Below are 14830 nucleotides of genomic sequence, written 5' to 3'. Positions count from 1 at the left end.
GGAGCGAATAAATGTCAGAGCAGCAAAGCTATGACTCAAGCAGTATCAAGGTATTAAAAGGCCTGGATGCGGTGCGCAAGCGCCCCGGAATGTATATTGGTGATACCGACGATGGCACCGGTCTGCACCACATGGTATTCGAGGTGGTCGACAACTCCATCGATGAAGCGCTGGCCGGCCACTGTGATGAGATCCGTGTAACCATCCACCCGGATGAGTCCATTTCCGTATCGGACAATGGCCGTGGTATCCCTACAGAGATTCACCCGGAAGAGGGGGTTTCTGCAGCAGAAGTGATTATGACCGTCCTTCACGCGGGCGGTAAATTTGATGACAACACCTACAAGGTCTCCGGCGGTCTGCACGGGGTAGGGGTATCGGTGGTAAACGCTCTGTCCAAGGAGCTGAAGCTGACTATCCGTCGCGGTGGCAAGATCCACGAGCAGACCTACCACCACGGTGTGCCCCAGGCACCCCTGGAAGTTGTGGGTGACAGCGATACCACCGGCACCACAGTGCACTTCAAACCCTCAGAGGACACCTTCAACAATATCGAATTCCATTTCGACGTGCTGGCCAAGCGCCTGCGCGAGCTGTCCTTCCTGAACTCCGGTGTGCGTATTGTCTTGAAGGACGAGCGCAGTGGTAAAGAAGAGGTCTATGAATACGAAGGTGGTTTGAGTGCCTTTGTGGAGTTCCTAAACCAGAACAAAACCCCGATTAATAAGGTTCTGCACTTCCAGAGCCAGCGCGAAGATGGCATTGCAGTAGAGGTGGCATTACAGTGGAACGACAGCTTCCAGGAAAGCATCTTCTGCTACACCAACAATATTCCCCAGCGCGACGGCGGCACCCACCTGGCGGGCTTCCGTGCAGCCCTGACCCGTGGCCTGAACAGCTATATCGAACGGGAAGGCCTGGGCAAGAAAGATAAGGTGAACACCACTGGCGATGACGCCAGGGAAGGTCTCACCGCGATTATCTCTGTGAAGGTTCCGGACCCGAAATTCTCTTCCCAGACCAAGGACAAGCTGGTTTCATCCGAAGTGAAGCCGGCTGTAGAGCAGGAGATGGGCCACCACTTCACAGACTACCTGATGGAGAACCCACAGGAAGCCAAATCTGTCGTCACCAAGATGATCGACGCGGCCAAAGCTCGTGAGGCAGCCCGCAAAGCCCGTGAAATGACTCGCCGCAAGGGTGCACTGGATATTGCCGGCCTGCCTGGAAAACTAGCTGATTGCCAGCAAAAAGATCCGGCACTATCTGAAATTTACCTGGTGGAGGGTGACTCCGCCGGTGGTTCTGCCAAGCAGGGCCGTGATCGCCGTACCCAGGCGATCCTGCCGCTGAAGGGTAAGATTCTCAATGTGGAAAAAGCGCGCTTCGACAAGATGCTCTCCAGTGCCGAAGTGGGTACCCTGATTACCGCACTGGGCTGTGGCATCGGCAAGAGCGAGTTCAACCCGGATAAGCTGCGTTACCACAGCATCATCATCATGACCGATGCTGACGTGGATGGAGCCCATATCCGTACCCTGTTGCTCACCTTCTTCTTCCGTCAGATGCCGGAGCTGATCGAGCGGGGCCACATCTACATCGCCCAGCCGCCGCTGTATAAGATCTCCAAGGGCAAACAGGAACAGTACCTGAAGGATGAGGGCGCTCTGACCCAGTTCCTCACCAACGCCGCCCTTGAAGGCGCCACGCTGTTTGTGAACCCGGACGCCCCAGGGCTATCTGGTGCCTCCCTGGAGAGCCTGGTAGGCGAGTACCGCAGCGTACTGGCGACAATCGACCGTCTGTCGCGTCTGTACCCTGAGGAAGTGCTGCGCAGCATGATCTACCTGCCCAACTTGTCTCAGGAAGACCTGCAGTCCCAGGAGAAAGTCGCAGCTTGGAGTGAGAAGCTTCAGGAGAAACTCGGTGACGAAGAGAGTGGTGGAACCCGTCGTCACGAAGTGACGGTTCAGGAGAACACCGAGCGCGGCCTATTCCTGCCCCATATCCATATCGTGGCCCACGGTGTTGGCAGTGACTACCTGATTAACCACGAGTTTTTCGATTCCGCAGAGTACGCGTCTATCTGCGCTCTGGGTGAGAAGATGGTGGGTCTGTTGGAAGAGGGTGCCTTTATCCAGCGCGGCGAGAAGCAGCACTCTGTTGGCAGCTTCCCTGAAGTGATGGACTGGCTGATGGGCGAGAGCCGTAGAGGCTACGGTATCCAGCGCTATAAAGGTCTGGGAGAAATGAACCCGGAGCAGCTTTGGGAAACCACCATGGACCCGGAGAGCCGCCGTATGCTGCAGGTAACAGTTGAAGATGCTATCGCAGCAGACCAGATCTTTACCACCTTGATGGGCGATCAGGTAGAGCCTCGCCGTGACTTTATCGAGACCAATGCTTTGGCGGTAGAAAACCTCGACGTTTAATAGAAGTCGATAAGCCCACAGTAATTTCTTACGTGACCAACATAAGGAATTACTGTGGAGTATTGTTTTCACCTGAAAAACAACTTCCGATAAATTGGATATTTATAATTTTCTCCTTATCAAAAGCCATGTGAAAGCTAAACAGCTGCCCTCTCAGACAAATTTCGATCACAATAAATAGTTAAAAAATCAAACAGCTCAATAGCGTCAGTCGGTTAGGGAGGCTTACTATATCCGGAAATATACCAATTGCCTCAACTAAAGCTTTCCTACCAGTTTATCTTCCAGGTTCATAAACAACTCCACGATAAACTCCCTAAAAACCTTAAAGCGCATGACATTGCGGTGCTCTGGGTTGGAGACTAGCCACAGTTCATGCAGGCTGGATGGAGATGCCCCAGGGACCCGAACGACTCCTTCAGCACCATCTGCAAGAAAGCAGGGCAGCCTGGCCAGCCCCAGTCCACTCTTAACTGCCTCTAGCTGTATCAAACCGTGATTAATCTGGTGCTGATAAGGCATCTGTGGATAGGGCGTGTCTTTGGCCCAATTCAATGTGGCGTCATCGCCACTCCAGCCGAGCCAGTGGCCATCGTCAGGTACAGATTTCTCGATATACCTCGGAGAACCGTAACAGCAACTGGGTAGGTCAGCGAGCTTGCGAGCAACAAGTCGATCCGAAACATCGACGTCGCCTTTGGGGAGAATACGAAGTGCTATGTCGGCTTGGTGACTTTCCAAATCGAGAACGTGGTTAGTAACCAGTAGCTGTACGTTGATCTCTGGATACGTACGTGAGAAGTCATTTAGGTAGGGGATAATTAAGTGCGATGCGACTACATCCGGCATAGTGATGCGAACTTCCCCGGACAGCTGGTTACTCCCCCCCTGTAAATGCTTCTGCGCGGCATTTAGATACTGCTCTGCCGATTGGGCGTAGTCGAGCATCGCCTTGCCATCCTCCGTCAGCTGATAGCCTTTGGAGCTGCGATAAAACAGCTTGGCCTGGAGCTTTTCCTCCAGGGCATCAATACGGCGAGAAACTGTGGAGTGGCTGACCTTAAAGTCGTCAGCAACGCTGCGAGCGCTCTTACTCCTGGCTACCGCGATAAAGAACTGGATATCTCCCCAATCGATGGACTCTTTATGCAACACACTGTCCTATTTTGCTGTATTCCGTTGCATATAGTGTCCAGTTAATCTGTCTCCCGTCAATAGCACTCCGTAGAGAAACCCAGGAGATCAGAGATGAAAGAAGCCCAAGTAAACCGAGAAATCGCAATTAACCGCCCAATTGATGAGGTCTGGAAAGTCCTCGCCGTTGATTTTGATACAGCTTACGAGTGGATGACGTTAATCCCTCATTCCTTCGCTAAGGAGGGAAAACCTGTTGAAAATGCGAGTGTAGAAGGCCGGGTTTGTGTCCTGACAAATAAGGGACCGTCGGGTCTTGTCGCAGATGAAACTATTACAAGGTTTGATGAGAAAAACTATGAACTGGATGTCTCGGTTGAAACCAAAAATACGCCACCGGGATTCCCCGTTAAAAAGAGTTTATCTCAATTTAAATTAAGCCCCTCTGTTGGTGGAGGCACAACAGTGAATTTCACTGCAAATATGGAGTTAAATGCTTTAGGAGGCGTGTTGAGCCCTGTGGTGAAGAAGATGACTGGCTCTCAATTTGAGCAAATGCTGAAGGACCTGAAAATTTATATGGAAAAAGGAGGTCATCTTGCAAAAGGGGCAGTCGCCTAGCCTATCGCATGATAAGTAATTTAAGGACTCTTCTGGATTTACGCGGAAGTAAATAGAAGAGTCTCCTTTTTGAAAAAAATACAGCGAGTCGAGACTCGCCTATTTGTAATAGATTTTATTATTCGGTAAATACGTAAAAAGTATTTACTTTATAAACGGCTGGGATAGAGGGCCTTGTTAAAGAGATAGGCGAAGTACGCTAGTCCTCGCCGAATATTCCACTCTATTTTTCCAACAGCAATCCGCACTCCCGGTGCTCCTCACCTTTAGTTGGATCAAAGTAAATATCGTTATCGGGAAGATCATTCTCGTAAACATACTCTTCCACATCGATTTCCTTCAGGTGGAACATCGGTGCCACTCGAATAGTACCGTGGTTGCCCTGGGTGAAAATATCCAGGTTTTTGCGGTGCGAATTCTGATCGTGGCGGATACCGTTTAGCCATACATCCGGCTGTAATTCCTGCATAGCGCGGTTAAACGGCTCCAATTTAACGGTCCTGGAGAAGAAGTCATGCTCTGGGGTGTCCAGCTGCGGGATTCCCCCGTACACAGCGTTGTAGTGGGCCGCGGACATCTTCGGTGAGTAGGTGCGCAGGTTCAAATCGAGAGATTTGACCACGTTTTCGATATGGCGATAGGTTTCCGGGGTGTTATATCCATGATCCACCCAAATTACCGGGATATCCGGTTTGGCGCGGGTAACCAAGTGGAGAAAGGCTATCGCCAATGGGCGGAAATTAGTAAAAACCACCGGGTTCTGAGCGTGTTCCATGGTGAACTTCATAATTTCACTAGGCTTGGCGCCAGCGAAACGTAGGTTCATGGACTCCAGATCCGCATCGTGATGAAAGGTGCGTTCTGGAATAGGCTGTAAAGTTTGGCTGGAAGCGTTGCGTCCCATAAAAATTCAGCGCTCAGGAAAATTATGATGGGAGGCATGCTACCCGGTTCAAGAGTCGCGTAGAAACAATAAAAAGAAGTGATTCAATAAGCTTCAGTTATAAGGGAAAGTCTATTCAATGGGCATAGTGCGGCAAATTTTATCTTGCAGATGCCCTGGGGCACTGCATGGAGATTGAATGCTGGCCATACTCCACGTTATAGCTGCGCTCCACCTCCACAAAACCATGCTTTTGTAGAAAGTATCGAGTGCGAAGATTCTCACGAAGTACTTCAGCCTTTAGTGGATAACGCCGGTCACGAATTGCAGAAATGAGGTTAGTGCCGATTCCACAACCGGTAAATAAAGGACTGACACAGAGGTGGGTGACGGTACCGTCACTAAGAAGCGTGATAAAGGCTTCCGCGACAGCGTTGTTGCGATCGGTATAAACCAGGCATTGAGTGGCGTTACGGCAGTCTTTACGAAATTGAGCTATACGGTCCACCCAAAACTGGCGGGGTATGGAGGGGTGGGAGTTCGCTGATGCATGTAGCCAAAGTTGCTCCAACCTGTCCAGCTCTTTGAGTTTTGCCTTTCTAATCATGGGCACACCCGAAGCGGATACGTGAGCCCAATGCTAGTCAGATCGAAGAGTAGATCCTAGAAAACATCTGCTTATAAGCAAAACCTTAAAGTTGCAGGCACCCCAGCGAAGTTCGTGACGCTAAACAACAAAAATAAGAGTGTAAATAAAGTGTAATGGGAATGTTAAAATACAATCATTCGTATTTATAAAAACAATGGCTCAAGGTTACTAATAATCCTTGGAGGGTTCATGAAGCACATTCCATTTACAAACCTGGCCTTTACGATAGCCACTCTTATTGCTGCGCCGACTTTAGCCGAGCAACAGCTGGAGAGCGTAACAGTAATCGGCGACTCCTCATCTATTTCCAACTTGCCTGGCTCTGCACACTTGGTTGATGCTGATGAGTTAGCCGAGTTCGAGTTTGTAGATATCAATCGCATGATGCGCTCAGTTCCTGGGGTCTACATTCTTGAAGAAGATGGCTACGGATTGCGTCCGAATATCGGGATTCGCGGTGCCCAAGGGGGACGCTCCGCCAAAATTTCCTTGATGGAAGATGGGGTGTTAGTGGCTCCGGCTCCTTACTCTGCACCAGAAGCTTATTATTTCCCCAGTGCGGGCCGCATGAATGCAATTGAGGTGTTAAAGGGCCCCGGATCTCTGCAATATGGCCCATTCACCGTGGGTGGTGCAGTCAATATGTTGAGCACACCTATTCCCACTGCCAGTGAAGGTATGGTGCAACTAGAGGCCGGAGAATTCGGTGAGACCCGTTTGCATGCTCATTATGGTGCCAGTACAGAAAATACTGGCTGGTTGTTGGAAACACAGCAGCAGTATGCAGATGGATTCAGAGAAATCGATAGTGCCGGCAGCGCAGATATTGCTAAAGAAGACTATCTATTAAAGGGTCGTATCAGTTCCGATAGAGACGCAACTTATCGCCAGCAGTTGGATATCAAGCTTCAGTACTCCGAAGAGGAGTCTGGCATGAGTTATCTGGGCCTAACGGATGCCGACTTTAAGAAAGATCCGAACCGTCGATACGGTATCAGCGCCCTGGATGAAATGCAGAATCGCCACAGCACTATCCAGCTGAACCACAGTATCGAACTGAGTGACAGTTTTGCCCTGCATACCCAGGCTTACTACAACAAGTTTAAACGCGACTGGTTTAAGGTCAGCGAGGGTGACTTGATAGATGCTGTTAATACCGGCGGCAGTGTTGATGGAGTTTTAGACCCTCAAGCGGTTTTGGATGGCACTGAAGATTACACCTTCGGTGTTAAGCACAACAATCGTGAGTACGAGGCCAAGGGCCTGCAGATCAGTGCCGATTGGCGCTTTAATACTGCTTCCGTTAGTCATGAGCTGTCCTTTGGAGTGCGCCAGCATCGAGATGAGGTGGATAGATTCCAGCCTGTGGAAAACTATGAGCAGGTTGATGGCAAATTGGTGTATCTGAGCACAGATATTCCCGATACCGCTGAAGAAAGCAGCAATAACCGTGTTGAAGAAGCGGATGCAACTTCGTTCTTTATCTACGACGATATCCAGCTGAACGATAAGCTGACCCTCACTGCTGTTCTTCGCTACGAGGATATAGAGACCGAGCAGCAGCGTTATAACGACGCTGAGCGTACCGAGAAGGGCAGCTATCGCTCCAATCAGGTGGATGAATGGCTGCCAGGCTTGGGACTTGTTTACCAGGCAAGCGAACAGTGGAGCCTGCTGGCAGGTGTGCACCGTGGCTTCGCCCCTCCCGGCGCAGGTGCAGCCGATGGCCAGGGGCCGGAGTTATCCACAAACTATGAATGGGGTGCTCGCTTCGATAAAGGAAGCCTGAATGCTGAATTGATCGCCTTCTACAGTGACTATGAAAATGCTGTGCAAAACTGCTCGGTGGCGGTGAAATGTCCCAATGGTGCCGAGAGTGGTACCTACCAGTTGGGTGAAGCAGAAATCAAAGGGCTGGAAGCTACGCTTGGAAGTGAGTGGGTGCTCACAAACGGTTGGATACTACCGGTGCGGGCAACCTATACCTTTACTGATGCAGAAATCAGTGAAGATAGTGACGGTAATGACCTGCTTGCCGGCGACAACCTCGAATACCTCCCAGAAAATGTCTTTGCGATATCTGCGGGTCTGGATAGCGGCGCTGCTTGGCGTTTGAACCTGACTGCAGCCTATCAGGACGAGATGTGTGTTAATACCCAATGCAACCGGGGAGATACCGACCAATTTGATTATACCGAGTCACTTTGGGTTGTAGATGCTGCTGCGCATTATGATTTCATGGCTGACCTGACCGGTTACCTGAAAGTGGATAATCTGTTGGATGAGCAGGTTATTATTAGTCGCAGTCCAGATGGCGCCCGTGCAAATCGACCCCGCACTGCCACTTTAGGCATGAAGTATGTCTTTTGACCTGAAGTAGGCTCATCGATCTGAGAACAAGGCCCCGGTCATTACCGGGGCCTTGTGGGGTTCATGAGCACCTACTTATTGGTGTTTCCCCCGAGATGTACAAAGTGAGCTTTTAGGTAGTTGGTTTCCGGAATTGCTGGATGCACAGGGTGATCGGCCCCTTGACCACCACTGGCCAGAATTGAGGCTGGGCGCCCCAAGCGGTGAGCGGCGCCACGGATACAGTCGAGAAGCTCATCAGATTGCAGATGCATAGAGCAGGAAGCGCTTACTAACAGCCCATCCTTTGCCAACAAACGCATTGCGAGTTCATTGATATGGCGATAGGCCGCCAAGCCGGCTTTATGATCTTTCCTCCGCTTAATAAAAGCGGGTGGGTCGAGCACAATCGCATCAAACCTCTCCCCCTCTGCAACCAACCCTTTGAGGACATCCAGTGCTTTACCCTGGATGGTTTTGAGCTTGTCGGCGAATCCATTGTGATCCGCATTGAGCAAACACCAGTCCAAAGCCTGCTGTGAGGCGTCTACGCACACTACCTCTGCCGCACCATTGGCCAGTGCCTGAATACCCCAACCGCCCGCGTAGGAAAACAGATCTAATACTTTTTTGCCGTTGACCCAGCGATTCAATAGCCTGCGGTTTTCCCGGTGATCGTAAAACCAACCGGTTTTCTGCCCCTGGTGTACCGGGGCCAGAAGTGGAACGCCGTTCTCCTCGAACGGGACCATCTCGGGTACATCTCCAAAGGCTACGGTGTGTACCAGCGGCATATCTTCAACTGCGCGACCCTGATGATCATTGCGCAGCAGGATGCCTTTGGGGTTAACCATCTCCACCAACTTATCCACAATCGTTTGTTGGTAGCGCTCCATTCCCCAATTGCTGACCTGGACTACTAAATAATCCCCAAACCTATCCACTACCAAGCCCGGAAGCCAGTCAGAGTCCCCGTATACTATCCGGTAGCTGGGGTGAGAAAAGTACCGTTGGCGCTGTTCAAATGCAGTTTGTATGCGCTCACAAACAGTATCTGTGGAAAAGTCAGAATTACGGCTGACTATTCGTCCACAAATAAGTTGGCTCGGATTTACAAAGGCTGTGCCGAGCAGCTTGCCCTGGCTATCGTGAACTTGGCACTGACTACCCGCATCAATTCCCTTTAATGGAGAGCGCTTAGTGTCCACCTCATTGCTGTAAATCCATAGGTGGCCACGCTTGAGTCGGCGCTCTGCGCCTCGATTCAGTATTAACTCCACCAAAAGGGGATCTCCGTTGATGTGTACAAATTAGGGGCCAATTGTGCGGACAGCTAAGTGAAGGTCAAGCCTCAAGCTGATGTATGGCTCGTTCGGAGCTTTAAGAACCAATAGTCACCCGAGGGTTACTCATATCCGTCAAAGTTTATACCTCAGTACCGGAGAAAATGACTATCAATTTGGGGTAACAGGGTGTCTAAGCTGGCTATAACTGGCAGAATCTGGCGCCTGTAAATCATTCTTATCCCCAGCCGTTGTGGAAAACTGCCGAGATGAATAAGCACCAACAAACACAAAATGGAGCTAGGAAAGTCGCCATGGTGGTCTGCCCGGGTGCTACTAGCCTGGATATCACAGGTCCCCTAGAGGTTTTTGCCTTGGCAAATGACCAGTTGCGCAAACAAGGGCGTTTCAACCAGGATTTCTATGATATTCAGTTGGTGGGACTTGAGTCTGGTCCGGTTACGACTTCGACAGGGGTTAAGGTTTTTATAGACCTCCCGTTTCATGAAGCTGAGAGGATTCATACCCTGTTAGTGAGCGGCATGCCACCGGACTCCTGTCAGCGCGCTTGTACCAATAGTTCTGTTCTGGAGTGGCTGGCTGAGCAGCAGAAAAAAGTTGCTCGTATTGGTTCAATCTGTAGTGGGGCCTTGATGCTCGCCAACGCAGGCATTCTCAATGGACGGCGTGCTACAACGCATTGGGCGGATGTTCCTGAGTTGCAGGGGTTCCTCCAGGTAGAAGTGGATCCGGATGCCATCTTTGTCCGCGACGGTAATGTTTATACGTCGGCCGGAATTACTGCTGGAATTGATTTGGCTCTATCGATGATCGAGGAGGACCATGGGAGGGGCTTGGCACTCAACCTGGCTCGAATTCTTGTTCTCTACTTAAAGAGAGATGGAGGACAGCAGCAATTTAGTGTGCGATTGGAAAATCAGATAAACAGCGATCGTTTTGCAACTTTGATTGAATGGATGTACCAGAATATTAAGAAACCTATAACGGTGGAGAGGCTGGCTCAGGAAGCGGCTATGAGCCCACGGAATTTTGCCCGAAGCTTTGTGCGAGAGCTTGGTGTAACGCCTGCTCGTTTCCTAGAGCAAATAAGAGTGGAACGAGCTTGCCAATTATTTTCCGAACAAAATCAGTCACAGGATAAAGTGGCAAAACTCTGTGGATTTCAATCCCAAGAGCAATTGAGAAGAGCCTTTAAAAAGCACAAGGGTATTTTGCCTAGTGAATATCGAAAGCGTTTTCACTAAAAATATATTTATTAATTACTTGCAGCCAATTGTTAATATTTAATTTAGAAAATTTATATTTAGTGCAGTAAAACGTAATTGATGTTTTAAGTCACATATCAACTGAACTTACTCATTCTTTTTTACCGAAGCTTATTTTTTAGCTTAGGAAGAATTTTCTGGATTGATGATACTACCGGAGTACAAGCTTTCTGCTGCTTTGAATATCAATCGAAAGACAAAATATTTTTGGCACTTTGGTCGATTATCCCCAGACATAGCGAGCGCTTTTATTCATCAGCAGAATGCACTCAATTGCGAATAAAAAAACCGGCCAAACTCTGGCCGGTTTTGACTTTCACTTCCTACCATCAATTATCAGCGTGTGAGGCCTATTGAGTATTAATCATGACCTGGGTTTCGGAAAAATCTTTTTCTCCGTCACCATGAGTCAAAATACCAAGATGGCGGGTATTGGGAGTAATGTTCATCCACTCTAAAGAAACTACCCCAGTTCCACCAATCTGTGCTTGAGCCGGCGCCTCCACTGCGATATTCCCGTTGTCCCCATTCAGATTAAAGTTGAATAAGCTGAAGTTGGTGGGGCCGGCGGATGTCGCATAATCGACAACAACAGCTGCATATTGGCCCGGAGAAGGGTTAGCCAGGGAAACTGACTCTGCGGAAGTGGCGCTGCCGCTGGTACCGACTTCGGGATAGTTTGGCGCTGGGCCATAAACTTCCAGGTCCAGGTCATCACTTCCGCTACCGTCGCCCACATCGGCATCATACATAGCGATATGCGCAAGCTCTGTTCCCTCAGGTATATCAAAGAAAATTACTTGAACATCGCCATCTTCAACAGTGGTTGTAGTGGCCTCACCCTCCGCCAGGCCAGTGACATTCACCTGGAAATCACCGTTGTAGCCGAAGCCCACATTGAGTTCGAGGTTGCCATCGGTGCCGCTGCCAGTTAATTGCTGTGGTGCAGCTAGAGGAACAGGCCGAATAGCAATTGGGCTGCGCACACTGATCTGGGAGCCTACGGATTGCCAGGTGAGATCACCAAAGACCCAAGTATTCATTTCGGCGGACTCTGTGGCGGTGAAGGTCACCTCAAACTCAGCACTCTCTCCCTCCCTGAGGCGTAGCACTTTCGGGTTGATATCTACATCGATACCGAGTGGCGCGTTGATGGATGCCCAATACCAACGCTGGCCGGGGGCGACGCTAGTAACCCGGCGTTTGATGGTCTGGCTGCCGAGGAGGTCGGCGACCCCCATAGAAGCGAGGTTCAGGTCGCTGGAATCGCTAGAGTATCCCAGGGACGTCAACGCATCACAGGTTGCGCTATCAACCATCTCGGGTTGGAGTTCAGCGCCACATAGGAAGGCGAGATAATCATTGAAGCCCGCATCGTAAACCAGACCTGGTTTGAAGGCGTCACGGGGCACTATGGCACCGGCACCAATATCAAATGGTGTTGCATCCGCTGGTCCGTAAGACTTGCGCAGGTCATTGCGCGCACTCGTCATCAATGCGGACTTGGCCATTGCCGGGCTCCAGTGCGGGTTGGCCTGCTTTAGCAGCGCCATCACACCGGCCACATGCGGACTCGCCATAGAGGTGCCACTCAGAGCCCCAAACAGTTCTCCTCCACTCAGTACCGGAGAAATTCCCGCGATAATGCCAACACCTGGGGCACTGATATCCGGCTTGATAATATCCGGCGCACCACCATTTTGACCGCGAGATGAAAAGTTTGCGACGCGGTCTTCCCTGGGGATCAATTGAGACGGATCGATAACTCCAGAAACTTCGCTGCTGGCTGCGAGAGTTTCACCCTCGTAGTACGAGATCATCATTCCGGGGATGCGGGTATCAGGGGCTGACATGGTAATCGGGTTGATGCGATCGTCTGCAGTACCGTCGTTGTAAACGACGATAGCCAAGGCGCCGGCATCGGCAGCATTATTATACTTATCGGAAAAAGAACAACCTCCACGTCTTACCAGAGCAATACCGCCTTCCAAAGACTCACTGTTAGTGACTTCGCTACAGGCTTCTAACGGCTCGCTGAGAACAACCTCAGCAGAGACTGCTCCAACCTCTTCAAGGCTTACGGTGCTGTTGCCCTCACGCCCCTCATAAATTCCGGAAATGGATTCTGGCGAGGATATCTGTAGGGCTAAACCGAAGCTTTGGTCATCCTCTGAGGCGCCGACTGCGGTTATCCAGGGTACTCCCGAAGGAGTGCCCATAGTCTCGGGTCCGGGTCCGTTGTTACCTGCAGATGTGGCGACAAAAACGCCGGCATCGGCGGCAAATAAAAATGCGATGTCATCGGCACCACTAAAGGTGGTGCTGGCGCCACCTATCGAGAAGTTAATAACATCCACACCATCGGCCACGGCTTCATCAATAGCCGCCATGGAGTCGGCCGACGAACAACCACTATCGTCGGGATCTGGGGCGTCCCAGCAGACTTTATACACCGCGATGCGGGCTCGTGGCGCCATTCCGGTAAGGGTTTTTCCATCCGGGGTAATAACGCCATAGTTACCGGCGGCAGTGGTCGCGGTGTGGGTACCGTGCCCGTCTGCATCCCTGGCTGACAGGAATTCGTAATCTGCCAATTCGTTGTTGGTCAGGAAGGCATCGGAAAATGACTTGGCCTTGATCAGCTTATTGTTACAGGTAAACGCAGTGTCGTTGGGGTTTTGGTCACTGTTACCAAATTCGCAACCGTCACCAGTAAAGCTCTCGGGTATTGAACCGTAGGGAACTTGGGGCCCCAGGTTGCCCTGTAACGGTGTAGCTATGTCTGCGACACTCTGGTGTTCAGGGTGGATCCCTGTGTCTATAACACCTACAACAATATCCTCACCCGTAATCCCCCAGAGCCATGGGCTGGGCATATCTGTGATGCCGAGGAAGTCCGCAGTGGAGTCAGTATGGGGCTTTAGTAATTCATCTTCCCAAACACCTTTAACGTCGGCGCGACCGCGCAGAGCAGCCGCTTCCTTTTCGCTCATTACGGCGGCGAAGCCATTAAAAGCGGTGTCGTATTCATGAACAGTGCGTGCGCTGGGAACGGTGGATAGAACTTGTTCCCGCCGCGACCGAAGGAAATTGGAATAGTGCCGGTAGCTGCTGCTTTGGGGATCGAGTTTGCCACGGTTGGACGGTTTGGTGGCCGACAAACCGGGGATGGTACCGCTATAGGAAGACAGAGGCTCGCTGTCTAATTGAACAATATAAACTTTTTTTGGTTTTTCCTGACTGGGGGCAAACTTACTTGTGGCTGACTCAGCAAATAGGCTGTTGGATAACAACATACCGGCTGTCAGGGCAGTAAGAATTTGACTTTTCATTGGAGTATCCCTTTTATTGTTTTGTGCAGGCGGCAACAAAAGGCTTAAAAGAGCTCGTCGCTGGGGGCATTACTCCTTTTCCCCGACAGGAATGTTCAGAGCGTCATTCAAGCCTCACCCATCCCTGGCTTGGCACGAATCGCTGGTACAACAATGGGCTCGCCCTCCCGCTAGTTGCTTTTAAAGGAATGCGCCATACAGCTCAATAAGTTGGCGCCTGGGTGAACAACTGATCGCAAAAATAGTGCGCCAGGTTAGATATTGGACGCTCGAATCATCTAGCGAAAAGAGAGAGGGAGCGGTTTAGGGGGATAATAAAAACTGAGAAAAATGCGAAAGATCAACAAATACTGAAGTGTTAGCCAGGCGGGGATCCGGCTGCTCGATTAGGTGCTGCAAAGTCTGATCACCTGCACCAGTTTTTACTAGAACGGGTTTACACCCCTTCTCCAACGCCAGATAAAGATCTGCCAGCTTGTCTCCGACCAAATAACAGTCGTGCAGGCTGGTATCAAATTCAGCCTCAATGGCATCCAGCAGACCCGCCAGGGGTTTGCGGCAGCGGCAATTATCTTCAGGGCCGTGGGGACAGTAGAAAATAGCGGCGATTTCGCCACCGGCATCTTCCACCTGAGCACGCATTTTAGCGTGCATTTCTTCCAGGTCATCCAGATCAAATTGGCCCAGCGCCAGGCCGCTCTGATTGGTGGCTATTACCAATTGATGGCCGGCCTGACTGAGAGCTGCCAGTGCTTCAATACTGCCGGGCAGGGGCTGCCATTCGTCGGCGGATTTGACGAATTTATCGGGATTTTCGTTGATCACCCCGTCGCGGCCGAGAATGATAATTGCCATATTCGT

The 14830-nt window shown here is 50.7% G+C and carries 10 protein-coding genes; 4 read left to right on the top strand and 6 right to left on the bottom strand.

Translation table 11 applies throughout. The features are described from left to right. Positions 1 to 11: 11 nt before the first annotated feature. Positions 12 to 2432 carry a DNA topoisomerase (ATP-hydrolyzing) subunit B gene (gyrB, locus tag ACJJIR_RS21630; protein ID WP_444906798.1) on the top strand — a complete coding sequence of 807 codons (2421 nt, stop codon included), beginning with the start codon at positions 12 to 14 and terminating at the stop codon, positions 2430 to 2432. 258 nt (positions 2433 to 2690) lie between these two features. Here gyrB and ACJJIR_RS21625 read toward each other — a convergent pair whose 3' ends face one another. Beyond that, a complete protein-coding gene (locus tag ACJJIR_RS21625; RefSeq protein WP_444906797.1) occupies positions 2691 to 3584 on the bottom strand; it encodes a LysR family transcriptional regulator in 894 nt (297 codons plus the stop codon). Between the two features lie 96 nt (positions 3585 to 3680). Here ACJJIR_RS21625 and ACJJIR_RS21620 point away from each other — a divergent pair, with 96 nt between their 5' ends. After that, on the top strand, positions 3681 to 4187 hold the full coding sequence (locus ACJJIR_RS21620) for an SRPBCC family protein (protein WP_282930559.1): 507 nt from the start codon (positions 3681 to 3683) through the stop codon (positions 4185 to 4187). 223 nt (positions 4188 to 4410) lie between these two features. Here the strand turns inward: ACJJIR_RS21620 and ACJJIR_RS21615 are convergent, their stop codons facing one another. Next, positions 4411 to 5091 (bottom strand): phosphoadenosine phosphosulfate reductase domain-containing protein, encoded by a 681-nt coding sequence (locus ACJJIR_RS21615; RefSeq protein WP_444906796.1) that lies wholly within the window; start codon positions 5089 to 5091, stop codon positions 4411 to 4413. Between the two features lie 139 nt (positions 5092 to 5230). Further along, the gene (locus ACJJIR_RS21610) at positions 5231 to 5677 is read right to left on the bottom strand and encodes a GNAT family N-acetyltransferase (protein WP_444906795.1); all 447 of its coding nucleotides are present in this window, start codon (positions 5675 to 5677) and stop codon (positions 5231 to 5233) included. Positions 5678 to 5908: 231 nt separating this feature from the next. Here ACJJIR_RS21610 and ACJJIR_RS21605 point away from each other — a divergent pair, with 231 nt between their 5' ends. After that, positions 5909 to 8089: a TonB-dependent receptor family protein gene (locus tag ACJJIR_RS21605; RefSeq protein ID WP_444906794.1), complete on the top strand. Its 2181-nt coding sequence runs from the start codon at positions 5909 to 5911 to the stop codon at positions 8087 to 8089. A 71-nt stretch (positions 8090 to 8160) separates the two neighbouring features. On the opposite strand, the gene ACJJIR_RS21600 is transcribed toward ACJJIR_RS21605, so the two are convergent. Then, positions 8161 to 9348, bottom strand: a complete 1188-nt coding sequence (locus ACJJIR_RS21600; protein ID WP_444906793.1) for a class I SAM-dependent rRNA methyltransferase — start codon at positions 9346 to 9348, stop codon at positions 8161 to 8163. Positions 9349 to 9620: 272 nt separating this feature from the next. Here ACJJIR_RS21600 and ACJJIR_RS21595 point away from each other — a divergent pair, with 272 nt between their 5' ends. Then, positions 9621 to 10616 (top strand): GlxA family transcriptional regulator, encoded by a 996-nt coding sequence (locus ACJJIR_RS21595; RefSeq protein ID WP_444906792.1) that lies wholly within the window; start codon positions 9621 to 9623, stop codon positions 10614 to 10616. Between the two features lie 371 nt (positions 10617 to 10987). Here the strand turns inward: ACJJIR_RS21595 and ACJJIR_RS21590 are convergent, their stop codons facing one another. Beyond that, positions 10988 to 13969: a S8 family serine peptidase gene (locus tag ACJJIR_RS21590; RefSeq protein ID WP_444906791.1), complete on the bottom strand. Its 2982-nt coding sequence runs from the start codon at positions 13967 to 13969 to the stop codon at positions 10988 to 10990. A gap of 303 nt (positions 13970 to 14272) precedes the next feature. Continuing rightward, positions 14273 to 14824: a D-glycero-beta-D-manno-heptose 1,7-bisphosphate 7-phosphatase gene (gene gmhB / locus ACJJIR_RS21585; RefSeq protein ID WP_444906790.1), complete on the bottom strand. Its 552-nt coding sequence runs from the start codon at positions 14822 to 14824 to the stop codon at positions 14273 to 14275. Positions 14825 to 14830: the final 6 nt, after the last annotated feature.

This window comes from Microbulbifer maximicatervae (SeqCode) (assembly GCF_052467385.1).
The sequence above is the reverse complement of the archived record's forward strand: the minus strand, read 5'-3'. Positions and strand labels throughout refer to the sequence as shown.

Excerpts from the sequence above, each read along its gene's own strand:
- ACJJIR_RS21595 (WP_444906792.1), top strand. The coding sequence starts at position 9,621 with ATGAATAAGCACCAACAAACACAAAATGGAGCTAGGAAAGTCGCCATG.
- gyrB (WP_444906798.1), top strand. The coding sequence starts at position 12 with ATGTCAGAGCAGCAAAGCTATGACTCAAGCAGTATCAAGGTATTAAAA.
- gmhB (WP_444906790.1), bottom strand. The coding sequence starts at position 14,824 with ATGGCAATTATCATTCTCGGCCGCGACGGGGTGATCAACGAAAATCCC.
- ACJJIR_RS21615 (WP_444906796.1), bottom strand. The coding sequence starts at position 5,091 with ATGGGACGCAACGCTTCCAGCCAAACTTTACAGCCTATTCCAGAACGC.
- ACJJIR_RS21620 (WP_282930559.1), top strand. The coding sequence starts at position 3,681 with ATGAAAGAAGCCCAAGTAAACCGAGAAATCGCAATTAACCGCCCAATT.
- ACJJIR_RS21610 (WP_444906795.1), bottom strand. The coding sequence starts at position 5,677 with ATGATTAGAAAGGCAAAACTCAAAGAGCTGGACAGGTTGGAGCAACTT.
- ACJJIR_RS21590 (WP_444906791.1), bottom strand. The coding sequence starts at position 13,969 with ATGAAAAGTCAAATTCTTACTGCCCTGACAGCCGGTATGTTGTTATCC.
- ACJJIR_RS21605 (WP_444906794.1), top strand. The coding sequence starts at position 5,909 with ATGAAGCACATTCCATTTACAAACCTGGCCTTTACGATAGCCACTCTT.